Raw genomic sequence first — 21,831 nt, forward strand, 5'->3', positions numbered from 1 at the left:
AGGGCCGGCTCACTTGGGAAATATTTTTGCAGAAATGCCAGTCTATCGGTTAGTCGCGGCCCCGGTGGCCGCCACCCCCACCGCCATAGGAGGGAGCCGATGGCGCGGAATACGATGGCTGGCTATATGAGCGCTGCTGTGGCTGCTCATACGTGCGCTGCTGCGGCTGCTCGTAAGTGCGCTGCCGGGGCTGGTCGTACGTGCGTTGCTGCTGGGGCTGGTCGTTGGCGCGTTGGCGGGGTTGCTCGGTGGCCTGGCCGCCGCTGTTGTTCGGCTGTTCGCCAAGTACGTTCTGAAAAAAGCCTCCACGCCGGCGCTGGCCATCCTGCGGCATGGCCGCTGGCTGGGGCTGCATCTGGCCATTATTCTGGGGCATAGCCTCGGCGTTACGCATGCGGCCCCGGCCGTTATCGCGCGCAATCTGTTCCTGGTCGGGGGTTGCCAAATTGCCGGACTGCGCATCCCGCCGCTTGCCCATATCGCGGTAGCGCGGCTGGTCTATGCCACTCATACCTTGGGGCTGGTTATAGGCGTCTTTTGCACGTTCCGGCTGGCCTGCCGAAATCGTTTCGCTACGGGAGCGGCCTACGGCATCGGCCGTGCTCATTGGCATGGTTTCCGGCACATTCGTCATTACCCGGTCGGCACTGCGAACCCGGCCGCCGCCGCCGGGCGTGCCTGGAGTGGTGTTCGGCACGTTCCCGCCGTTGCCGGATGAATACCGCACATCCGAAGCCTCGCTGTTGCGGTGGCCGTAAGAGCGAACGGGGTTCCGCTCATTGCCCCCGCCGTTGTTGTAGTAGCTCCCGCCGTTGTAATTGTTGCCGTAGTAGCTGTTGCCATAGTAGCCGCTCCGCCCATAATACCCCCCGTAAAAGGGGCTGCTATAGTAGAAAGGGCTATAGCCACCATAGCCACCATAGCCAAATGGGCTGTAGCCGTAGCCGCCATAGCCGCCGTACCCAAACGAGCGGCCAAACCCGAAGCTGATGCTCAGGCCCGAACCGTAGCCGTAAGGGCTATAGCCATAAGGGCTGCCGAATGAACTGTAAAATGGGTCGTAGCCGCCGTAGGCATACGGCGAAAAGCCGCAGGCCCCGCCGCCATAGGCGTAGCCGCCGCCGTAGCCGCCGCCGTAGCTCAGGCTGGTGTAAGGGCTATAGGGCGAGTAGGAATTCAGGCCCGGGCCGTAATAGCTCGGTGAGCCGCCGTAACCGGGTGCGCCACGCATGTAGGTGTACGTGTTGTCGTAATACTGGGTGGAGCCGGAATTATTTTGCCGGGCCGACGAAGAATTCGTGCTTCCCCCGTTATAGTCCGGATTGGCTTCCTCGCTGTAGGCGGCCGGAGCCGGGGCGGTGCTGACGATGGCCGTGGTCCGGTCCTTCGACGAATAATAGACCCCGTCGTCTTCCGACGATGTAAGGGCCGAAGTACCCGCGCAGCCACCCAGCGCAAACAGGGCCAAAGCGGGCAAACAGGCGGTGAGCAGGTTTTTCATGACTGAAAAAAGGTAAGGATGGGAAGGCTTTCTGTAAAGTAACGGACTATACGATGGAAGCGAGATGAAGCGGCTAGGAATCAGGGCCAACCCAGTAAAAAATACTGGAAAATAAGCCGGGCGCCGCCGTTGTCCGCGCAAAGAGCTCCCGCAAGGAGGTCCGCACTTTAATAACGTAATTTGAACCCGAAACGGTGCCCCAAGGTCAATTCAAATCCTGTACCAAAACTGGGAACTTTTTCAATTACCCCTAAGATGCCTCCCATGAGCAAAAAGTTGCCTACCCGCCAAGAAGATTATTCGCTTTGGTACAATGAGTTAGTGAAGCGCGCCGGCCTGGCCGAAAACTCGGCCGTGCGCGGCTGCATGGTTATTAAACCCTATGGCTACGCCATCTGGGAAAAGATGCAGCGCCAATTGGACGATATGTTCAAGCGCACCGGCCACGAAAACGCTTATTTTCCGCTTTTCGTACCCAAAAGCCTGTTCGAGGCCGAGGAAAAAAATGCTGAAGGCTTCGCCAAAGAATGCGCCGTGGTGACCCACTACCGCCTCCAAACCGACCCCGACCGGCCCGGCAAGCTGCGCGTGGACCCCAACGCCAAGCTGGAAGAAGAGCTGGTGGTGCGCCCCACCTCGGAGGCCATCATCTGGAGCACCTACAAAAACTGGGTGCAGAGCTACCGCGACCTGCCGCTGCTCATCAACCAATGGGCCAACGTGGTGCGCTGGGAAATGCGCACCCGCCTGTTTCTGCGCACCGCTGAGTTCCTGTGGCAGGAGGGCCACACCGCCCACGCCACCGCCGAGGAAGCCGTGGCCGAAACCCGCCAGATGCTGGACGTGTACGCCGAGTTTGCCGAGGAGCACATGGCCCTGCCCGTGGTGAAAGGCGTGAAAACGCCCAACGAGCGGTTCGCCGGGGCCGAGGATACCTATTGCATCGAAGCCTTGATGCAAGACGGCAAGGCCCTGCAAGCCGGCACCAGCCACTTCCTGGGCCAGAACTTCGCCAAGGCGTTCGACGTGCAGTTTGCCAATAAAGAAGGTGTGCGTGAGCACGTGTGGGGCACCAGCTGGGGCGTGAGCACCCGCCTGATGGGTGCCCTCGTGATGGCCCACTCCGATGACGAAGGCCTGGTGCTGCCGCCCAAGCTGGCCCCCATTCAGGTGGTCATCATCCCCATCTACAAAACCGGCGAGCTGGACGCGTTGCTGGAGCGCATTAAGCCCATCCAGATGGGCCTCATTGCGCGGGGCATTTCGGTGAAGCTGGATGCCCGCGATACCGAGCGGCCCGGCTTCAAGTTTGCCGAGTGGGAGCTGAAGGGCGTGCCCGTGCGCCTGGCCATCGGTGCGCGCGACCTCGACGCCGGCATGGTGGAAGTGGTGCGCCGCGATACGAAGGAGAAAATGAGCCTGCCCCTGGCCGACATCGTGGCCAGCGTGGACCAGCTACTGACCGATATTCAAACTAACATCTACGAGCGCGCCAAGAATTTCCGCGCCGCCCACACCACCCGCGTCGACAGCTACGACGAGTTCAAGCGGATGCTGGACGAGGAGCCCGGCTTCCTGCTGGCCCACTACGACGGCACCTCCGAAACCGAGGAGCGCATCAAGGAAGAAACCAAAGCCACCGTGCGCTGCCTGCCCCTGAACGAGGCCGATGAAGAAGGCATCTGCATAGTAACGGGCAAGCCCAGCCCGCGCCGCGCCTACTTCGCCCGCGCCTACTAAGCAAGGTCCAGCTGGTGGCGCATTTGCTAGCCGGTAAAATTGCATTTCGAGGCCGCTGACCGATTGGTTAGCGGCCTTTTTGCGGGCAGACTTACCGGCTTCTCGTGCGCAATGATATCGAGTAGCCGGGAGAAATTATTTGTGCCCGAGCGCCAACGTGAGGGTGAACTTGTGCCCGTCTGCTAGTATCTTCGGAAAGCATTATCATGCTCCACAGCCTCGATTTAGCCATTCCATCATATTTTCATAACCTTAACCAACCCATTACTTACTATGAAGCACCTGTTCCTCATTGGCCTGCTGGGCCTGGCCACGCTGGCCGGCCATGCCCAGACGGGTACGCCCGTAAAAGTGCCGGCCCAGGCCATCAATCAGCTCGAAGACCTGAAAGAGCTCACCAAAGCCGAAGTAGCCAAGGCCGGCAAAACCGCCAAAGCCCACGCCGAAGTGCGCCCCGAACTCAACCGCTACCTCGTTATCTCGGCCGATGATTTTCTGCGCGTGACCAAGGAGCAGCCTACCAAAGAGGCCTACCTCAAGTGCCTGGACAATGGCCTGGCCCGCGTAGCCCCGCTCACCGCCAATGCTACCGACCGCAAGCAGGTGGCTGAATACTTCCAGGACCTGATGGAAATCGTGGGTCTGGAAAGCTCCGAAGGCCGGCTTGATACCTTCGTCGCTTCGGCCGCTAAGTAGCAGTAGCAACAAGTACATCATGCAAAAAGCCCCGACACATGGCGTGTCGGGGCTTTTTGTATTCGGCCGGGCCGGGGTTATTTCTTGGTGATGGTGAACTCCACGCGGCGGTTTTTCATGCGCGTTTCTTCCTGGTCGTTGCTGGCAATGGGCTTGGTGTCACCGAAGCCTTCGGTGGTGACGCGCTCGGCCTTGATGCCGTGGCTGCCGAGGTATTTCTTCACCTCGTTCACGCGGTCCTGGCTGAGCTTGAGGTTCAGCGCCGGGTCGCCCTGGTTGTCGGTGTGGCCCGAGAGCTTGATTTCCACCGTCGGGTAGTCCTTCATGATGCGGATAAGGCGCAGCAATTCGGGGTAGGAACTGGTGGTGAGGTAGTACTTGCTTTGTTGGAAGAAGATGTTGTTCAGCTTCACCGTCTGGCCCACGTTGAAGGGCACCAGGAAAAGGTCCTGCTTCTGCTCGGAGTATTTGTCCTTGGCGGTCACGTCGAGGTTGGCGTTTTCGGCGATGTAGCCTTTGGCCTCGGCGCGGTAGCCGTACTGCACGCCGCTGGGCAGCACGATGGTGTAGGAACCGTCGACGGGGTCGGTTTCGGCCACGCCGATTTCTTCGCCCGTGAGTAGGTTTTCGTAGTGAATGATGGCCCGGATGGGCTTGCCGGTGTTCACGTCGAGCACCCGGCCGGTCACCAGGGTCACCACTTCGGGCTGGAAGGCGGGAGCCAGCGAGATGCGGAAAATGTCCTTGGAATTGGCCGTGCCGTTGCGCGACGACACCAGGTACGCATCCTGGCCGGCGGCCGAGATGGTGTAGTAGGCGTCGAAATCGGGCGAGTTCACCACCGGGCCCAGGTTGCGGGGCGGGCTCCAGTTGGTCCAGGTATCGTCGAGGCGCTTGCTGTAGAAGATGTCCGACTTACCATATCCGCCCCGGCCTTCGCTGGCGAAGTACAGGGTCTTTTCGTCGGCGGCGAGGAAGGGGGCGAAGTCCGATTTGGCGGTGTTCACGTTCGGGCCCAGGTTGCGGGGCTTGGTCCAGGTGTTGTTGGTTTCGGGCACCGGGAAGCTCACGAAGAGGTCCTGCCCGCCCAGGCCGTCCGGGCGCTCCACGGCCATGAGCAGGGCCTTGCCCGAAGTAGCGAGGAAGAAGTCGACGTGCTCCTTATCTAAGTTCACGAAGTCCTTGATGACCTGCGGTACGGGCTGCGTCCAGCCCATGCGGGTGTGCTTGGTGAGGCTGCACCCGAGCGGGTCCATGGTGCCGTCGCGGTTGTAGATGTTGATGAGGATGGCGTTCTGGCCGTTGGCCGATACCGAGGCGATGCCGTTGGGGTCGTCGGGGGTGTTCACGGGGCCGCCCACGTTTTTGGCCAGGCCCCAGGTCTTGTTTTTGCCGCTCAGCAGCGCCGACGCGAAGACGTCCTGCGGGTCGCGGCCGCCGCCCACGTTGTCGGGGTTGCTTTCGCGGGCGAAATACAGCGTGCGGCCGTTGGGCGAGATAACCGGGTGGGTTTCCACGTAACGGGTGTTCACGTTCGGGCCCAGGTTCACCAGCGAGGAGTCGAACTGGCTTGATTTCACGGCATCCGGGCCTTTCTCGCCGGTGAAGGCCTGCTTCACCATGGTCGACACCACGTCGGCAATGCCGATGGCGTCAATCTGGTTGATGCCTTCCACCTTGGCCGTGTTCATGCGAACCACCACGCCCAGGGTGCGGTACTCGGCGGCCGGAAACTTCACTTCCAGCGTGCGGGAGGGCTCGGGCAGGGGGCCGGGGTTGTCGTTGGAATACACTTCGTGGTGGACGCCCTTGGTGTCCACCAACTCGACTTTGGTGATGGAGCCGGGGTTGAAGTTCTCGACGATGGTGACCTGCTGGGCCGCTACCGAGCGCGCAAAGCGCACCTCAATGAACTCATTGGGCCCTTCCTTGCGCGGAATCCAGGCATCGTTGCTGATTTGGCCCAGCGGCAGGGCGTTGGGCACGCCCAGCACCTGCGAGGGCGAGAACGGGTCTTTGCCATCGGATTTCTGCGACGACACGGCCACCAGACGGGCGGCCCATTGGACGTGCTGGGCCTGGGCCGAAGTGGCGGCCAGCAGCCCCAGCGCCACCGGCGCGGCCGTGAGCAGGCGTTTGATAAGATAATTATTCATGGTAACGATAGCAGAAAAAGAGAATGGCAGAGTGGCCCCGGGCAAATTTACACCCGCGCCGTCGGGAACGGGCCGGGTTTTCAATAGCTAACCTAACGAAAAACTATTTTCGGAGCCTACCCGGGCAATGTATTACCTTCCCGCTACGACCCGCCGGGGGAACAAGCCGGGGGCCGGGCAAACGTGGTAATCCGGTGGTTTTCGGTAGGTAAGGCAACCGTAGTGCGGCGCGCGACGGCCAGCTGGCGCGTGGCCGCGCTGCTGGTGTTGCTGGCGCTACTGCCGCTGGCGGGCCGGGCACAGGTATTGGTGGGCGCTACCGCGTTTGGGCCGGTATTTCGGGGCTTGCGGCCCGCCGGGGCCGATACGGCGCTGCTGCTGGTGGCCCGGGCGCGGCGGGTGGGTGTGAGCACCTTCGTGCAGACCAGCGGAGCGCGGGGCTACCTGCGCCTGGGGCCGCGCCAGCAGCTGCGCTACCGCGTGGGCACCGACATGATTTACGACTCGCGGGGCACGCCGCCCTTCGTGCGGGAAGACTATGGGGCCGATGTGGCCGACGTTTTCACCCTCGACGTGGCCAACCATTGGCAGCTGGGCCAGCAGTTTCACTACGACCAAAGCCGGGCCAATGCCACGCGCACCGGCCTATGGCTGGGCCGCCTGGGCTACCAGCGCCGCCTGCGCGCCGCTTCTGCGTCCGACTCATTATCGCAGATGCGCATTACGGTGCTGGGTGGCCTGGCCACCGACCGCCGCAACGGCCGCGAAGACGCCGGCTTCGCCCTTGGCTTCGATGCGGCGGCACTGTACTTCCTGAACGGCCCCACGGCCGCGCCGCTGGCGGTGCGCGTGCTGGGCACCCGCGCCCGCCTGGGCCCGCGCACCATGCAGCGGCTGGTGGCCGAGGCGGCCGGCGAGCAGACCTTTCTGCCGGGCGCGCCGCTGGTGGTGCAGGGCCGCGTGGGCTACCGCACCAACCGCGCCGAGGACTACCTGCTGGGCTCCGTGCAGCGCATTCAATCCGATACCGTGGCGGTGCAGGCGGGGGCTTCGTACCGCATCAATGAGTTTGCCACGCTGCGCTCCGATAATAGTCTGCTGCTGCCCAACCGGGCCTTCCGGTACCGGCGGCTGGGCGAGCGGGCCGATACCTTGCAGGACGTGGGCTACCGCCAGCGCGAGCTGGACACCCGCCAGGAGTTGCGCTTTGCCCGGCCCAAGCTGCAATCGTCCATCAGCTTTGGCTACCGCGAGCGCACCCGGTCGTATTACCTCGATAATTCCCGGTTGCTGAGCGTGCCGCGCCTGGCCGCGGCGCTGGCCCGCGAGCAGGTGAAGGACATTAAGGAGCAGACCATCCTGTGGCTGGGCAACCTGACCTGGCTGCCCAGTCCGCGCCACGCGCTGGCGCTGCTGGGCTCGGCCCAATTGCTGCGCGTGGATGCGCCCAGCAAGGACAACCAGCAAACCCGCGACGAAGCCCAGCACCTGCTGCGCCTGACCTGGACGGGCCGCTGGGCCGGGGCCTTCCGCACCACGCTGGGCGTGGCGGGCGAGTACCGCCAAACGGTGTTTATCCGGGCCAGCCAGAGCGCCGAGAACTACGTGGACCACCTGCTGCACTGGGAGCCGGGCTTCACTTGGGCACCGGGCAAGTGGAGCATCCGCTCGAACTACCACCTGTGGGTGAGCTACCAGGTGCGCGACCAGACCGCCGAGCAGGCCCGCAACCGCGCCAGCCGCGTGCTGGAGCAAACCCAGAGCCTCACCTACCAGCTGCGCCCCCACCTGCTGCTGCTGGCCGACTACCAGCGCCGCGAAAACCGCGTGGGCCAGCTCGACTGGACGCGCTTCCGCGAGAGCCCGCTCGATACCAGCGTGACGCACGACCTGTCCATCGGGGGCCGCCAGAGCTGGACCGGCCGGCGGGGCAGCACCAGCCTGCGCCTGGGCTACCGCCTGCTGGAACAGCGCAATTACGGCCGCGCCGCCCTCCAGCTCGACAACTCCACCGGGCCAGCCTCGCAGCTGATATACCTGCACAGCATCACGCGGCAGCAGGGCCCGGAGGTGGCGGTGGAGCGCCGCGCCACGGCCGGCTTCAACCTCACGGCCAGCATCTGGCTGCAATGGCTGCGCACGTACTCGGCGTACTCGGTGGGCAAGGGGGCGTACTCGGGCAGCAGCTACACGGCCGTGGATTTGGCGCAGGAGACGCGCCGGGTACTACCGTATTTCGAGCTGGCCGCCGAGTGGCGGGTAGGAAGGTAGGGGAAGTAGCGCGAACTGAAAGTTCGCGCTACTTCCCCTACCTTCCGGCCTCACAACCTAACCCCCATTTCCAACCCGATGGCAGCTCCCTACCACGACCTTTACGTCAACCATTTTGCCAATATCCGGTGCAGCCGGCCCACCTTCCTGGGCTTCCTCAACTACACCGTGACGGCCACCGCCGCCAGCGCTAATGCCGCCCTCAAGGCCTTGAGCGGGCCGTTGCAGGCCGCCGCCACCGCCTTGGGCGGCTCCGTGGTGGCCCGCGAAGGCCAGGACGGCACCGGCCAAACCCTCACCCGCTCCCGCAAGGACGTGCTGCGGGCCATGCGCGTGTTTGTGCAGGACACCAACGCCGTGACCCTAGTGCCTGCCTACCGCCAGCACCCCGAAAAACTCAAGGAGCTGCTGCCCCAGGGCCTCATGCACCTCACCGATGCCAACGGCACCGACTTTCCGGTACGCTTCGAGGCCTTCGCCACGGCCCTCACGGCCCACAAGGCCGACCTCGGCGGCCCCACCCTGGGCACCGCTGCGGTGGCCCTGCTGGCCGAACTCGCGGCCGCCACCGTCGCCAAGGATGCCGGCCTGAAAGTGGCCAAGGAAACCATCGGCTCATTGGGCGGGCAGTGGGCGCAGGCCTGCCAGCTGCTGTGGCAGGTGCATTGCACCGCCCTGGCCGCGTACTGGGAGCACCCTGCACAGGCCGAAATCTACTTCAACTACGGCCTGCTGCCCAGCCGCAATGCCGCCCGCGCCGCCAGCCGCGCCGCCGACAGCTCCCCGAAATTGTAAGGCAAAAACCACCGGCACCGGTGCCGGTAGGGTTGCCTGGTGTGCCCACTACTACCGGCACCAGTGCCGGTGGTAGTGGGCACTGTGCTGGTATTACCCGGCACCGGTGCCAATGCCCGTGGGTGCTATGCCTACATGGCCCGGCACCGGTGCCAATGCCCATCAGCAGTATGCCCGTGTGGCCCGGCACCGGTGCCGATGCCACTGCCTGCCCCACCAGTAGCTTTGGGTAATGTTTTTCCATTCATAGCCACCTTTCCCTTTCCTGATGAAACAATTCTCTACAACTCCTCCCGGCTCCGGCCGGCATTTCATCACCCGGCTGCGGCCGTACCTAGCGGCGCTGCTGCTGCTGCTGGCCGCCCCGCTGGCCCGCGCCCAGGCCCCGGCCCCGGCCTGGCAAACGGCGCAGGCGCTGGTCGGGCTCGATGTGTTCCCCGTCGCCGCCACCACCGGGCCGGGCGGCTTCGTGTTTATGGTGGGACTGTTTACGGGCACCGCCACCTTTGGCACCACGCAGCTAACCAGCGCCGGCAGCGACGATATTTTTGTGACCAAATGGGACCCCAACACGCGCGCCTTCGTGTGGGCGCAGCGGGCCGGCGGCAATGCCTCGGACCAGGCCGACGGCGTGGCCGTGCAGGGGGCCAACGTGTACGTGACCGGTAGCTTCGCCAGCCCTACGGCCGATTTTGGCCCCGTCACGCTTGCCAATGCCAATACCCTAGCCGCCGGCAATACCTCCGATGGTTTCCTAACCAAGTTCGTGGACGCAGGCAGCACCAGCAGCTTCGGCTGGACGCAGCAGTTCGGCGGCGGCAACATTGAATTCAGCAACGCTGTGGCTGCGGTGGGCAGCAGCGTGTACATCTGCGGGCAGTTTCGGAGCCCCACGCTGGCCTTTGGCAGCACCACCCTGGTATGCACTGGGTCCGACAATGCGTTCGTGGCCAAGCTCACCGATGCGGGCACCACGGGCAGCTTTGTGTGGGCCTACCGGGCCGGCGGCACCTTCACCGACGGGGCCGAAGCCCTGGCCGTGAGCGGCAGCAGCGTGTACCTGGGCGGGCACTTCACCAGCACCACGGCCACCTTTGGCACCCTCACGCTGGCCAACGCGGCCGGTAATTCCAGCGATGGGTTCTTGGCCAAGCTCGCCGATGCCGGCTCCACTGCCGCCTTCACTTGGGCTTTGTCCATCAGAGGCACCGGGAGCGAACGGGTAAACGCGCTGCAAGCCAGTGGCAGCAGCGTATACCTGACGGGGGCGTTTTCGAGTGCCGCCGTCACCCTCGGCGGCAGCACCCTGGCCAATAGCGGGAGCGGTGATATCAGCGCTTTCGTGGCCAAGGTTACCGACGCGGGTTCCGCTGGCAGCTTCACATGGGCGCAGTCGGCCAGTCGCATCGATGGGTTGCAAGCCTTGGCCCTGAACGGGCAGAGCATCTACGTGGCCGGTACTTTTTACGGGGCTGCGCAGTTCGGTAGTACCACCCTCACCAGCCGGGGTTTTGGCGACATCTGCGTGGCCAAGCTCACCGACGCAGGCCCAACGGGCAGCTTCGTCTGGGCCCAGCAAGCCGGCAGCGGTGACCGCGACCTGGGCTACGCGCTGGCCCTGTCCGGCACCAGCGTGTGCGTGGCCGGTCTGATAGGAGCAGGCACTGCCACTTTCGGCTCGCTGGCGCTCACAAATAATGTCCCGATGCGAAGCATGGGCTACGTAGCCACCCTCACCGACGCCACCCTCACGGCCACCGCCGGCCCCCGCGCCCTGCCCGACGTGGCGGTATTCCCCAACCCCGCCCACGCCACGGCCACCGTGCAGCTGCCGCCCGTGCCCGGCGCCTCGGTCGCCACCCTCACCCTCACCGATGCCCTGGGCCGCGTAGTGCGCACCGCCACCGTGCCCCTGCCCGCCGCCGGCCTGCGCCACCCGCTGGACCTGGCCGGGCTGCCCGCCGGCCTCTACGCCGTGCGCGTAGCCGCCGGGGGCCGCAGCGCCACCCACCGCCTGGTGGTGGAGTAGGGCCGGCCGCCCGGTTGCCTAAAGCCAAACGCCCCCGCTACTTCCGTGGCGGGGGCGTTTGGCTTTAGGCGGTGGGCACGGCGGTGGGCACGGCGGTGGGCAGGGCAGCCAGCAGCTCGGTGAGGCCGGTGGCCAGGGCCTGGGTGGCTTCCCGGCGCTCGGCCTCGGGGGCGGTTTTGCTTTCCAATGCTTCCATCCAGGGCACCAGCTGCTCGGCCCCAATGAGCTTGAGCGACGGCCGCAGCTTGTGAGCCACGGCGGCGGCGGCGTGCCAGTCGGAGGCGGCCAGGGCAGCGTGCAGGTCGGCCACGCTGCCGGGCGTGTTGGTATGAAAAGAGGCCAGAATCCGGTTGATGAACGTGGTGTTGCCGTGGGCCGTCTGGTGCAGTAGGGCCAGGTCGAAGAGCGACGCGGAAACCGGGGCGGCACCGGGAGCGGCCGGCGGCGTAGCAGGAGCAGGGATAGCAGCGGCGGCCGGCATTACGTCCACCAGCGGCTCGTTCACCCCGGCCATCAGCGAAGCCAGCTTGCTCAGCAGCTCGGCCTCATCGAAGGGCTTGGGCAGGGTGTCGTTCATGCCGGCGGCGTGGTACTTCTCGGCATCGGCCCGGAAGGCGTTGGCTGTGAGGGCCAGGATGGGCGTATTGGCCCGTCGCACATCGGCGTGGGCACGGATGCGGGCCGTGGCTTCCAGGCCGTTCATGCCGGGCATCTGAATGTCCATCAGCACCACGTCGTAGCGGTTTATTTCGAATAATTCCAGGGCTTCAAAGCCGCTGGCGGCCTCGTCTACCACCACGCCGTGGGCTTCCAGCAGCAGCTGGGCTACTTCGCGGTTCACGGCATTGTCTTCCACCAGCAGCACCCTTGCGCCGCGCACAGCCGCTCCCTGCACCGGGGCCAGGGGGGCCAGGGCCGCATGCCGGGCCGCCGCCCCCGCCTTGGGCAGGGTGGTCTGGAAGGCGAAGGAGCTGCCCTTGCCCGGTTCGCTCTGCACCGTGAGCTGCCCGCCCATTCGGGCCACTAGCGCCCGGCTGATGCTCAGACCCAGCCCCGTGCCGCCAAACTGCCGGGTGGTGTCGGCATAGGCCTGGGTAAACTCCTGAAAGATGCTCTCCAGCTTGTCCGGGGCAATACCGATGCCTGTGTCCGTCACCCGGAACTCGGTGGTAAGGGTGTCTTCGGTTTCGCTCACGTAGTAGCCGCCTACCGTCACGGTGCCGCCCGCCGGCGTGAACTTGATGGCGTTGGACAGCAGGTTGATGAGCACTTGGTTGAGGCGGTAGGAGTCGCCCAGTACCCAGGGGTGGGGGCAGGAGTCCTGCAGGCGCGTGCCCAGCACCCGTATGCTCTTCTCCTCGGCCTGCATAACCAGGGGCTGGCAGGCGCTGCCCATCGAGTCGCAGAGATTGAAGGCGCTCTGCTCCAGCTCCAGGTTGCCGGAGGTGATTTTGGCCATGTCGAGCACGTCGTTCACCACGTTCAGCAAGTGGCGGCCCGAGTGCTGAATGACGGCCGTGTAGTTGCGCTGCTGCTCATTGAGGCCGGTTTTGGCCAGCAGGCTGGTCATGCCCAGCACGCCGTTGAGGGGCGTGCGGATTTCGTGGCTCATGTTAGCCAGGAAGTTTTCGCGGGCCGTGGCAGCGGCCTCGGCCGCGTGCTGGGCGTTTTTCAGGGCCGATATGTCGGTGCCCACGCCCAGTACCTGGGCCGTGCCGTCGGCTACCACCAGTGGGCAGCGCACGGTTTGCAGCCAGCGCACTTCGCCGTTGGCCAGCACGAAGGATGTTTGTGTGGTAAGCGGCTGGCCGGTGCGCAGCACCTGATGGTCAGCCATTATGGCCGTTTGAATTTCCTCTTTGCTCATGGCCGCCTCCATGCTGGCCGCGTCGGCCAGCTCGGCCACGCGGCGGCGCCAAAATTTCATCTCGGCGTTCTCAAATATGGTGTTGCCCTCGGCATCGCGCACCCAGATGAGGTTGGGGTTGAGGTCGAGCACTAAGTTGGTAAAGGCGTGCTGGGCCTGGGCAGTGGCTTCGCTCTCGCGGGTGCGGGCCTCCGCCTGGCGCAGGTTGGTGATATCCAGGCCGTAGCACATCACCTGGCGCAGCACCTCATCAGGCCCGAACACGGGCTGGTAGTAGCACAGCCAGTGGTGGTGGGTATCGGAGGCGGTATCGGGCCAGCGCTCCTCCCAGTTCACCAGGGCGCGGGTTTGCACGGCCCGCTCAAACAGGCGGCGGCGGCGCACGGCCAGCGCGTCGGGCAGGCCCTGTTGGACGCAATGGTCGGCAAAGGTGAGGCCGATGCGGGCCTGGCGCTGGGCGGGGTCAGGCTCGGCGTAGGCATTCACGTAGCGGTAGCGCTGGTCGGGGTCCAGCACCGTGACCACGGCCGGCAGGTGGGCCATGATGGATTCATAAAACGTGTGCTGCTGCCGGATTTGCTCCTCGGCCTGCCGCTGCGCCGTGATGTCGGTGAGGTAAAGCAGGGCGCAGCGCTCTTCCATGAGCGGCACCGTGAAGAGCAGGTAATAGTGTGCGTTGGCCGTTATTTCCCGCCGCGCCACCTCGCCGGTGCGCAGGGCCTGCATGGCGGCGTTCACCAGCTGCGGCCGCACCCGCGACGGGCCCGTGCCCAGCATTTCTTCGGCCAGCAGCCCGGCGGCGGGGTTGGCCATCAGCAGCTCGCCCGTGGTGCTCAGCCGCAGCACCGGGTTGGGGTTGAGCTCGGGAATGCGGCTGGCAAAGCGCAGGTGGTCGGCCACGGTCTCGGCCTGCTCGCGCCGGGCGCGCTCGGCCAGCAGCAGCTCGCGCAGGGCGGCCGGGTCGGTGGGAAGTTCGGTTTTCATTGGGTAGGGTAGGAGAAGCCACGCAGCGGCATCTGGCAATGTACTGCAGTTTGGGCACGGAAGCCCAATCTTTACCGGAAAGGTACAGCGCAAAGCCTCGGCTGGCCCGCCAATCGGCCGCTCCAACCGGGTTTTTGGTCTGGGCTACAGCTCCTTGCGCAGCCGGGCTACCGGAATGTTCAGCTGCTCGCGGTACTTGGCCACCGTGCGGCGGGCAATGTTGTAGCCGCGCGCATTGAGCATCTTCTCCAGCTTATCGTCGCTCAGGGGCCGCTCCTTGCTCTCCTTGCCGATGAGGTCTTTGAGGATGCTCTTCACCTCGCGGCTGCTGGCGTCCTCGCCCGAGTCGGTGGCAATGCCTTCGGAGAAGAAGTATTTCAACGGGTAAATCCCAAACTCCGTCTGGATAGATTTGGAGTTCGCCACCCGGCTCACCGTCGAAATATCCATGCTAATCATCTGGGCAATATCCTTCAGAATCATGGGCTTGAGCTTGCCTTCGTCGCCTTCTACAAAGAACTCGCGCTGCAATTCCACAATGGCGTTCATGGTGCGCAGCAGCGTGTTCTGGCGCTGCCGGATGGCGTCGATAAACCACTTGGCCGAGTCCAGCTTCTGCTTCACGAAGGTAACGGCCTCCTTCATCTTGGTGTCCTTCTTGGCGGCCTTGTCGTAGGTCCGGAACATCTCGGTGTAGGCCGGGCTCACGCGCAGCTCGGGGGCGTTGCGGGCGTTCAGGGTCAGGTTGAAGCTGCCGTTGTCGTTGGTCAGAATGAAGTCCGGCATCAGGTACTGCGTCTTGCCCAGGCCGCTGGGGCCGCTACCGCCCGGCTTCGGGTTCAGCTTGAGAATGACGTTGATGGCCTCCTTCAACTCATCATCCTCCAAATCCAGCTTCTGCTGAATGCGCGGGTAGTGCTTCTTGCTGAACTCCTCAAACGTGTCGGTCAATATCCGCTCGGCGTTCACCGTGCCCTCGTCCTGCGGGCGGCGCTCCAGCTGGAGCAGCAGGCACTCGGGCAGGTCGCGGGCGGCAATGCCGGGCGGGTCGAACTGCTGCACCACGCGCAGCACGGCCTCAATCTCAGGCACCGTTACTTCCAGGTTCTGCGAAAAAGCCAGGTCGTTGGCAATGGCCGACAGGTCGCGGCGGATGTAGCCGTCCCCGTCAATCGAGCCGATGAGCTGCTGGCCGATGGCCTCCTGCCGCTCGTCCAGGCTGGCAAAATGCAGCTGGTCGAGCAGCGAATCCAGGAGCGAGCCGCTGGTATCGGCCAGGGGCGTGTCGCGCTCCTCTTCCTCGCCGGGGCCGTCGCCCTGCATCTTGTAGCCGGCTATTTCATCGTCGTTGAGGTAGTCGCTCAGGTCGAGGTCGGTGTTGTCGGCGGCGGTTTCGCTGTCCACGGGGCCTTCGTCCTTGGGCTGGATTTCGGGCTCGGGCATCTCGTCGGCCATTTCCGACTCGTTGCTGCTGCGGTCGTCAAAGTCCTCATCCAGCGTGTTTTCGTCGTTGTCGAGGCCGGCGTCGGGGTCGTCGGCATCGCTGTCGTCGTCATCGCGGTCCAGCTCTTCGGTATCGTCGGGCTCATCCTCTTCCAGGGCCGGGTTCACCTCCATTTCTTCCTTGATGCGCGTTTCCAGCTCCGCCGTGGGAATTTGCAGCAGCTTGATAAACTGAATCTGCTGCGGGCTGAGCTTTTGCGAAAGGAGTTGTTTGAGGTCGAGGCGTTGCATAATGACGAAAGTACGGAAAGGTGGGGGCGGAGGCCAATTTTACTACGGTTCGGCCCGAAAAGTTGGCGTACCGCGAACGTACCGTGGACTCTGCGAGTCCGGGCGATTGCACGAAACAGCCCACGCGCGGACTCGCAGAGTCCACGGTACGTCCCTACCTTTGCCCTCTTACAATTCGCTTCCCCGCAAGTTATGTCCCTCAAACGGTCCACCGTCAAAGAACTCCTGGCCAGCCAGGACCTCGACCGCGAAGTCCTGGTTAAAGGCTGGGTTCGCTCCCGCCGCGGCAACAAGTACGTGCAGTTCATCATCGTGAACGACGGCTCTACCATCCACACCATTCAGGCCGTGGCCGCCGCCGAGAACTTCCCCGAGGAAACCCTCAAAGACGTGGGCAACGGAGCCGCCGTGGCCATTCGGGGCACGCTGGTTGCGTCGCAGGGCAAGGGCCAGGCCGTGGAGATTCAGGCCACCGAAATCACGGTGCTGGGCGCGGCCGATGCCGAAGCCTACCCGCTGCAAAAGAAAGCCACCTCACTGGAGCACCTGCGCGACATTGCCCACCTGCGCCCCCGCACCAACACGTTTGGCGCGGTGCTGCGCGTGCGCCACGCGCTGGCCTTCGCCGTGCATCAGTATTTCAACGACCACGGCTTTTTCTACGTCCACACGCCCATCATCACCGGCTCCGACGCCGAGGGTGCGGGCCAGATGTTCCGCGTCACCACGCTATCGGCCGATAAGCCGCCGCTCGCCGAGGATGGTTCGGTAGATTACACCCAGGACTTTTTCGGCAAGCAAACTAACCTCACCGTATCGGGCCAGCTTGAAGGCGAACTGGCGGCCATGGCGCTGGGCAGCATCTACACCTTCGGCCCCACTTTCCGGGCCGAAAACTCCAACACCGCCCGCCACCTGGCCGAGTTCTGGATGATTGAGCCCGAAGTGGCCTTCAACGAGCTCGAAGAAAACATGGACCTGGCCGAGGATTTCCTCCAGAGCCTGGTCCGCTACGCCCTGGCAAACTGCGCCGACGACCTCGCCTTCCTCAACGAGCAGTACGACAAGGAGCTGCTTGCCCGCCTCCACTCCGTGGCCGATAATGCCTTCCAGCGCCTCACCTATACCGAGGCCGTGGAAATTCTGAAATCGGCCAAGCAGAAGTTCGAGTTTCCCGTCGATTGGGGCACCGATTTGCAGTCGGAGCACGAGCGTTATCTGGTCGAGAAGCACTTCAAGAAGCCCGTCATTCTCACCAATTACCCGAAGGAAATCAAAGCCTTCTACATGAAGCTGGACGACGACGGCCGCACCGTGCGTGCCATGGACGTGCTGTTTCCCGGCATCGGTGAAATCATCGGCGGCTCGCAGCGCGAAGAAGATTACACCAAGCTCACCACCCGCATGGCCGAGATGCATGTGCCCACCGAAGACCTTGACTGGTACCTCGACACGCGCCGCTTCGGCAGCGCGCCGCACGCCGGCTTCGGCCTGGGCTTCGAGCGCCTCGTGCTGTTCGTGACCGGTATGAGCAACATCCGCGACGTGATTCCCTTCCCGCGCTATCCCAAGAACGCGGCGTTTTAAACGCCGGAAACAAGGTTTAAAAAAAGAGGTAGTCCGCGCGGGCTACCTCTTTTTTTGTGTCCCGTTATTTCTTTAGTTGTTCCACATTGCTAAACGCTGGCCTGCGAAGCAAGTAAATAAGGCCGGTGGAAAAAGTAATAGAATACGGCACCGAACAGTACGGCAAACAGCGCCCCCGCAAAACAGCCGCCATACACGCCGGCCTTCTCGCGGCTGTTATCTATTCGCCCATCTTCCGGTGCTGCAGGCAGATAGACCACCGGCACTGACTGACCTATTTGGTAGAGTTTCACTTTGTCATCTATTGAATAATGGTTTTGAATAATATAGGTATTGTGGTCAGAAGCCACAAACGCCACTTCATAAGTCGTCCAATCACCATCCGTATTGCCTTCATCTTCTACCTTCTGCACTTTGCCTTGTGTCAGCAAGCCGGCGTTGTAGAGAACAGAAGAATGATGCGCTTCAAGTAGGCCAAAGGTTAGAAAGCCACTGCCTACCGCGATGATAACAAAGTAAAAGCAGTAAAAGAACAGCTTGTTTTCCTGGGCATGGGTCATGTGTTCAAAGATATACGGCTGGTAATAACGACACCATCCTCAACCCCACTGGCCCGCCGCCCGTTGCTACTTAGCACTAACCTTGCTTGCCGCGTATGCTTCCCGAAATCGACCTGACCGACTCCATCAGCCTGCCCGAAGGCGGCCTCAAAACCTTCTCCACGCCCAACGATGGCCCGCCCGTGCTGCTCACCCGCCAGCAGGGCCAGGTCCATGCCTTTGCCGCCCACTGCCCGCACTACGGCGCGCCGCTGGAGAAGGGCCAGGTAGTGGGAAGGAAGCTGATTTGCCCTTGGCACCACGCCTGTTTCAAGGTTGAGAATGGCCACCTCTGCGAACCGCCCGCCCTCGACGACCTCCCCACCTTCGCCGTGCGTGAGGCGCAAGGTCGCATCTGGGTGCAGCTTCCCGAAAACCCGCCCGCCAGCACCGACAAGCCCGATGCCACGCCTACGGCGGAAGTAGGTGGCACCCCGCCCGCCCCCGCCGCCGCGCCGGCCGATGCGCACACCTTCGTCATCATCGGCGGTGGGGCGGCCGGGCAGTTCGCCGCGCAGACGCTGCGGAGAGAGGGATTTAAGGGCCGGTTGGTGCTGGTTTCAGCCGATGAAGCCGCGCCCTATGACCGCACCAAGCTCAGCAAAGCCTACCTGGCCGGCAAGGCGAAACCAGCGGCGCTGTTGTTGCGCGAGCCTGATTTTTATGAAGAGCAACGCATTGATTTGCTGACCAATACCCGCGCCACTGGCCTCGACTTGGCACGGCAGGAAATCCAGCTTGAGAACCACCCGCCGCTGCGCTACGACCAGCTGCTGCTGGCCCTCGGCGGCACGCCCAATACCCTGCCCAAACTGCCGGGCCACGACCTCGCCAATGTGCTCATCCTCCGCACTCAGGCCGATGCGGAGGGTATTCTGAAAGCGACCAAAGAGGCACAGCAGGTCGTTGTCATCGGCTCCAGTTTCATTGGGATGGAAGCCGCGAGCAGCCTCGTCAGCGAGACGCGGCAGGTGACCGTGGTGGCGCAGGATAAAGTGCCGTTTGAGCGGGTGCTGGGACCAGAAATCGGGCTGATGTTCCGCCGGCTGCACGAAGAAAAAGGCGTGCAGTTTGAAGCCGAAGCAGAGGTAACGGCCCTGCTGGGCGAGGGTGGCTTCGTAAGCGGCGTACGCTTGAAAACGGGCAAAATCCTGCCCGCCGATGCCGTGGTGCTGGGCGTGGGCGTGCGCCCGGCTACCGAATTTCTCAAGGACGTTTTCGCCTTAGAAAAAGACGGCAGCGTGCTCGTCGATGCGCAGCTGCGGGCCGCCGAAAACGTATACGCCGCCGGCGATATTGCCCGTTTCCCGCTGGCCGCCGGTGGTGTGCCCACCCGCATCGAACACTGGCGGCTGGCCCAGCAGCACGGCCGCACCGCCGCCCGCAACATGCTGGGCCAGCAGGAAAAATTCGCCGCCGCCCCGTTCTTCTGGACGCAGCAGTACGGCAAAAGCCTGCGCTACGCCGGCCACGCCGAGCAGTGGGATACCATCATCTACCACGGCGAAGTAGCACAGCAGGATTTTCTGGCTTTTTATGTGCTGGCGGGCCGCATCGCGGCCGTAGCCGGCATGGGCCGCGATACGGCCATGCTCTACATCACCGAACTATTGGGCCAGAATAAAATGCCTGATTCGGCCGGTATCAGCCCCGATACCAATTGGGCCGCACTGGTCTAAAATGCTGGCCGATGTTCGGGTTTAAAGGAAAGAAGGCTGTCCGTGCGGGCAGCCTTCTTTCCTTTTTTATGACGGAAAATTCGCCTAGTCACGGCCGTGGCCGCGTCCGTGGCCATTACCGTGGCCGCGGTCATCCTGCCGGCCTTCGCGGTAGCCTTCCCGATACAGCTTTTTGGCCTGGCCGGGGGGCAGGCCGCGCTGGCGAACAATTACGGGACGGGGCTGCACCACCACTACGCGGCGGGGGTAGCGGTCGCGGTGCGCGCCCACGTACACCCAGGGCTGGCGGCCCCGGTAGTCGAGCACCACGGGGTGAAACTGGTAAGGGTCGTAGCCCTCTACCACGGCCAGGGGCACCCACTGGCCGTTGCGGAACACGATGTACTGCTGGGCATACAGGTCGTAGTAGCCGTCGATTTCGGGGATGTAATAAAACTGTGTGCCTTGCGGTACGGCCGGGCCCCAGGCAGGGCGGCCTACGTTCACGTTCACATTGACCTGCGCTTTAGCCGCCGGGGCCAGCGCCAGCGCAACCATGCCAACGAGCGCCACGCACAGGGTTTTGGGGGAGTAATTCATGGCTTTTTCCGAAGGGGAAGTAAAAGGGTAATACGGCTCTGTTTGCAAGGAAGGTGCCAAATACTGCCGAACCAAAAAGCCCCGCCCGTGGGGCGGGGGCTTGTTGACTCAGCGCCAGCCGCTTAGTGCTTGCCTTTGCCCTTATCCTTGTCTTTGCCATGGCCTTTGCCGTGGCCGTCGTCGTCGTGGTCGCCTTCGCGGCGGTCATCGTCGCGGTACATTTTCTTGGCCTGGCCGGGCGGCAGGCCGTGCGGATTGCCGCCGTGCTTGGGGTATTTGCCCCGGTACTCATCGTAGCGCGACCAGGGCTCGGCCCCCACGTAGTCGACCACTACCGGGTGGAAGTTAGCCGTATTATAGCCCGAAATGGTGCTGGTGCGCATCCATTTGCCATCGCGCCGCACCACGTACTGGCGGGCGGGCACGTCGTAGAAGCCGTCGGTTTCGGGAATGTAGTAGTACTGCGAACCCTGCGGCACGGCCGGACCCCAACTCGGATTGATATTGATGTTGACCTGGGCCTGGGCGGCCGGAGCGGCCAAAAAGGCCGGGCCTCCAACCAGGATGGCGCAGAGCACGGTGGGAATGAGTTTCATGGCGAAGAGTTTACTAGATAAAAGCAATACGCCCGGCCCACTGCTGGAGCCGGGCGCTTTATACTGTAGTTGGTTCCAACAAGTTGGCCGGGCTACGGAGCGGGCTTAGTCGCGGCCGTGGCCATGGCTGCCACCGTTATTACCACCACCATTACTGCGCCCGCCGCCGTTGTTACCCTGGCCGCCCGGCTGGCTCTGGCCACCCCCGAAACCCCCATGGTTGCCCTGGCCCTGGCCAGGATTATAGCCGCCCCCTTGCTGAGGATGCTGCGTAGGTTGCTGGGGCATGGGGTTGCTGCGCGGGGTATTATAGCCGCCGCCGGGATACTGGGCGCGGTTGTCACGGTCACCACCTCGGCCGTCACGGTCACCACCGCGGTTGTCGTTGCCGCGGTAGCCGCCGCGGTCGTCGCGGTCGCCGTAGCTGCGGCCGTTAGAGTAGCCGCCGCGGTTGTCGTAGCGGGCGCGGCCGTAGCTGGGGCCGTAGCCATAGCCGCCGTTGTAGTAGCCGGCGCGGCTGGGCCCGTAGTTGCGGTAGGGCTGGTAGGCGTAGCGCTGGCGGTAATAATCGACCCGCAGCCACGGCTGAGCGCCGCGGTAGTCCACAATGACGGGGTGGAACTGGTAGGGGTCGTAGCCGTACAGTTCGGGCAGGGGCACCCAGTAGCCATCCTGATACACGATGTACTGCTGGGTGTAGAGGTCGTAGTAACCGTCGATTTCGGGGATGTAGTAATACTGCGTGCCGTAGGGAACCTGCGGCCCCCAAGACGGGGTGCCAATATTAATATTTACCCCCACCTGGGCCTGGGCGGCCGGAGCCGCGAACAGCGCCAACGCGCCCACCAGGGCCGCGCCAACAAATTTTGCGAGGGGTTTCATAATAAGGAGCTGATAAAAAATAAGCTAGCCCCGTAACGGTGCTGCCACTTCAATAGATGCAAGGCAAGTGCCAGAGTACCCCGCCAACCGCTGGTTACCCTAAAACATTCGCCCAATTGCCCAAAATCAACGCCGA

At 63.5% G+C, this 21,831-nt stretch carries 15 protein-coding genes; 7 read left to right on the top strand and 8 right to left on the bottom strand.

What is annotated here, in order from left to right:
• Window positions 1-49: 49 nt before the first annotated feature.
• Window positions 50-1,501: a hypothetical protein gene (locus tag ACVWYF_RS18720; RefSeq protein WP_457070856.1), complete on the bottom strand. Its 1,452-nt coding sequence runs from the start codon at window positions 1,499-1,501 to the stop codon at window positions 50-52.
• Between the two features lie 264 nt (window positions 1,502-1,765).
• Here ACVWYF_RS18720 and proS point away from each other — a divergent pair, with 264 nt between their 5' ends.
• A complete protein-coding gene (proS, locus tag ACVWYF_RS18725) occupies window positions 1,766-3,241 on the top strand; it encodes a proline--tRNA ligase (RefSeq protein ID WP_457070858.1) in 1,476 nt (491 codons plus the stop codon).
• Between the two features lie 273 nt (window positions 3,242-3,514).
• Window positions 3,515-3,937, top strand: a complete 423-nt coding sequence (locus tag ACVWYF_RS18730) for a DUF4844 domain-containing protein (RefSeq protein ID WP_457070861.1) — start codon at window positions 3,515-3,517, stop codon at window positions 3,935-3,937.
• Window positions 3,938-4,014: 77 nt separating this feature from the next.
• Here the strand turns inward: ACVWYF_RS18730 and ACVWYF_RS18735 are convergent, their stop codons facing one another.
• Window positions 4,015-6,093 (bottom strand): OmpA family protein, encoded by a 2,079-nt coding sequence (locus ACVWYF_RS18735; protein WP_457070864.1) that lies wholly within the window; start codon window positions 6,091-6,093, stop codon window positions 4,015-4,017.
• A 222-nt stretch (window positions 6,094-6,315) separates the two neighbouring features.
• Here ACVWYF_RS18735 and ACVWYF_RS18740 point away from each other — a divergent pair, with 222 nt between their 5' ends.
• From ACVWYF_RS18740 to ACVWYF_RS18750, 3 genes are all read left to right on the top strand, one after another.
• Window positions 6,316-8,364 carry a hypothetical protein gene (locus ACVWYF_RS18740; protein WP_457070866.1) on the top strand — a complete coding sequence of 683 codons (2,049 nt, stop codon included), beginning with the start codon at window positions 6,316-6,318 and terminating at the stop codon, window positions 8,362-8,364.
• A gap of 78 nt (window positions 8,365-8,442) precedes the next feature.
• Complete coding sequence (locus ACVWYF_RS18745; protein WP_457070868.1) at window positions 8,443-9,159, top strand: hypothetical protein; 717 nt, start codon at window positions 8,443-8,445, stop codon at window positions 9,157-9,159.
• Between the two features lie 268 nt (window positions 9,160-9,427).
• The gene (locus tag ACVWYF_RS18750; protein ID WP_457070870.1) at window positions 9,428-11,188 is read left to right on the top strand and encodes a T9SS type A sorting domain-containing protein; all 1,761 of its coding nucleotides are present in this window, start codon (window positions 9,428-9,430) and stop codon (window positions 11,186-11,188) included.
• Window positions 11,189-11,252: 64 nt separating this feature from the next.
• Here the strand turns inward: ACVWYF_RS18750 and ACVWYF_RS18755 are convergent, their stop codons facing one another.
• Window positions 11,253-14,039, bottom strand: coding sequence for a response regulator (locus tag ACVWYF_RS18755; protein ID WP_457070873.1), 2,787 nt, complete (start codon window positions 14,037-14,039; stop codon window positions 11,253-11,255).
• 144 nt (window positions 14,040-14,183) lie between these two features.
• Window positions 14,184-15,773 carry an RNA polymerase factor sigma-54 gene (gene rpoN / locus ACVWYF_RS18760; protein WP_457070876.1) on the bottom strand — a complete coding sequence of 530 codons (1,590 nt, stop codon included), beginning with the start codon at window positions 15,771-15,773 and terminating at the stop codon, window positions 14,184-14,186.
• A 192-nt stretch (window positions 15,774-15,965) separates the two neighbouring features.
• Between rpoN and asnS the strand changes: the two genes are divergently transcribed.
• On the top strand, window positions 15,966-17,360 hold the full coding sequence (gene asnS, locus ACVWYF_RS18765; RefSeq protein WP_457070879.1) for an asparagine--tRNA ligase: 1,395 nt from the start codon (window positions 15,966-15,968) through the stop codon (window positions 17,358-17,360).
• A gap of 89 nt (window positions 17,361-17,449) precedes the next feature.
• Here the strand turns inward: asnS and ACVWYF_RS18770 are convergent, their stop codons facing one another.
• Window positions 17,450-17,920 carry a DUF3592 domain-containing protein gene (locus ACVWYF_RS18770; RefSeq protein WP_457070882.1) on the bottom strand — a complete coding sequence of 157 codons (471 nt, stop codon included), beginning with the start codon at window positions 17,918-17,920 and terminating at the stop codon, window positions 17,450-17,452.
• 95 nt (window positions 17,921-18,015) lie between these two features.
• On the opposite strand from ACVWYF_RS18770, the gene ACVWYF_RS18775 reads away from it, so the two are divergent.
• Window positions 18,016-19,638: an FAD-dependent oxidoreductase gene (locus ACVWYF_RS18775; protein WP_457070885.1), complete on the top strand. Its 1,623-nt coding sequence runs from the start codon at window positions 18,016-18,018 to the stop codon at window positions 19,636-19,638.
• Window positions 19,639-19,722: 84 nt separating this feature from the next.
• On the opposite strand, the gene ACVWYF_RS18780 is transcribed toward ACVWYF_RS18775, so the two are convergent.
• The 3 genes from ACVWYF_RS18780 to ACVWYF_RS18790 form a co-directional block, all read right to left on the bottom strand.
• A complete protein-coding gene (locus ACVWYF_RS18780; RefSeq protein ID WP_457070888.1) occupies window positions 19,723-20,217 on the bottom strand; it encodes a hypothetical protein in 495 nt (164 codons plus the stop codon).
• Window positions 20,218-20,339: 122 nt separating this feature from the next.
• Window positions 20,340-20,813, bottom strand: a complete 474-nt coding sequence (locus ACVWYF_RS18785; protein ID WP_457070891.1) for a hypothetical protein — start codon at window positions 20,811-20,813, stop codon at window positions 20,340-20,342.
• Window positions 20,814-20,918: 105 nt separating this feature from the next.
• Window positions 20,919-21,695: a hypothetical protein gene (locus ACVWYF_RS18790; RefSeq protein ID WP_457070894.1), complete on the bottom strand. Its 777-nt coding sequence runs from the start codon at window positions 21,693-21,695 to the stop codon at window positions 20,919-20,921.
• Window positions 21,696-21,831 lie beyond the last annotated feature (136 nt).

This window comes from Hymenobacter sp. UYAg731 (assembly GCF_054061335.1).

Bases quoted from the DNA above. Each gene is read 5' to 3' on its own strand.
- ACVWYF_RS18720 (WP_457070856.1), bottom strand. From the start codon at position 1,501: ATGAAAAACCTGCTCACCGCCTGTTTGCCCGCTTTGGCCCTGTTTGCG.
- proS (WP_457070858.1), top strand. From the start codon at position 1,766: ATGAGCAAAAAGTTGCCTACCCGCCAAGAAGATTATTCGCTTTGGTAC.
- ACVWYF_RS18730 (WP_457070861.1), top strand. From the start codon at position 3,515: ATGAAGCACCTGTTCCTCATTGGCCTGCTGGGCCTGGCCACGCTGGCC.
- ACVWYF_RS18735 (WP_457070864.1), bottom strand. From the start codon at position 6,093: ATGAATAATTATCTTATCAAACGCCTGCTCACGGCCGCGCCGGTGGCG.
- ACVWYF_RS18745 (WP_457070868.1), top strand. From the start codon at position 8,443: ATGGCAGCTCCCTACCACGACCTTTACGTCAACCATTTTGCCAATATC.
- ACVWYF_RS18750 (WP_457070870.1), top strand. From the start codon at position 9,428: ATGAAACAATTCTCTACAACTCCTCCCGGCTCCGGCCGGCATTTCATC.
- ACVWYF_RS18755 (WP_457070873.1), bottom strand. From the start codon at position 14,039: ATGAAAACCGAACTTCCCACCGACCCGGCCGCCCTGCGCGAGCTGCTG.
- rpoN (WP_457070876.1), bottom strand. From the start codon at position 15,773: ATGCAACGCCTCGACCTCAAACAACTCCTTTCGCAAAAGCTCAGCCCG.
- asnS (WP_457070879.1), top strand. From the start codon at position 15,966: ATGTCCCTCAAACGGTCCACCGTCAAAGAACTCCTGGCCAGCCAGGAC.
- ACVWYF_RS18770 (WP_457070882.1), bottom strand. From the start codon at position 17,920: ATGACCCATGCCCAGGAAAACAAGCTGTTCTTTTACTGCTTTTACTTT.
- ACVWYF_RS18775 (WP_457070885.1), top strand. From the start codon at position 18,016: ATGCTTCCCGAAATCGACCTGACCGACTCCATCAGCCTGCCCGAAGGC.
- ACVWYF_RS18780 (WP_457070888.1), bottom strand. From the start codon at position 20,217: ATGAATTACTCCCCCAAAACCCTGTGCGTGGCGCTCGTTGGCATGGTT.
- ACVWYF_RS18785 (WP_457070891.1), bottom strand. From the start codon at position 20,813: ATGAAACTCATTCCCACCGTGCTCTGCGCCATCCTGGTTGGAGGCCCG.
- ACVWYF_RS18790 (WP_457070894.1), bottom strand. From the start codon at position 21,695: ATGAAACCCCTCGCAAAATTTGTTGGCGCGGCCCTGGTGGGCGCGTTG.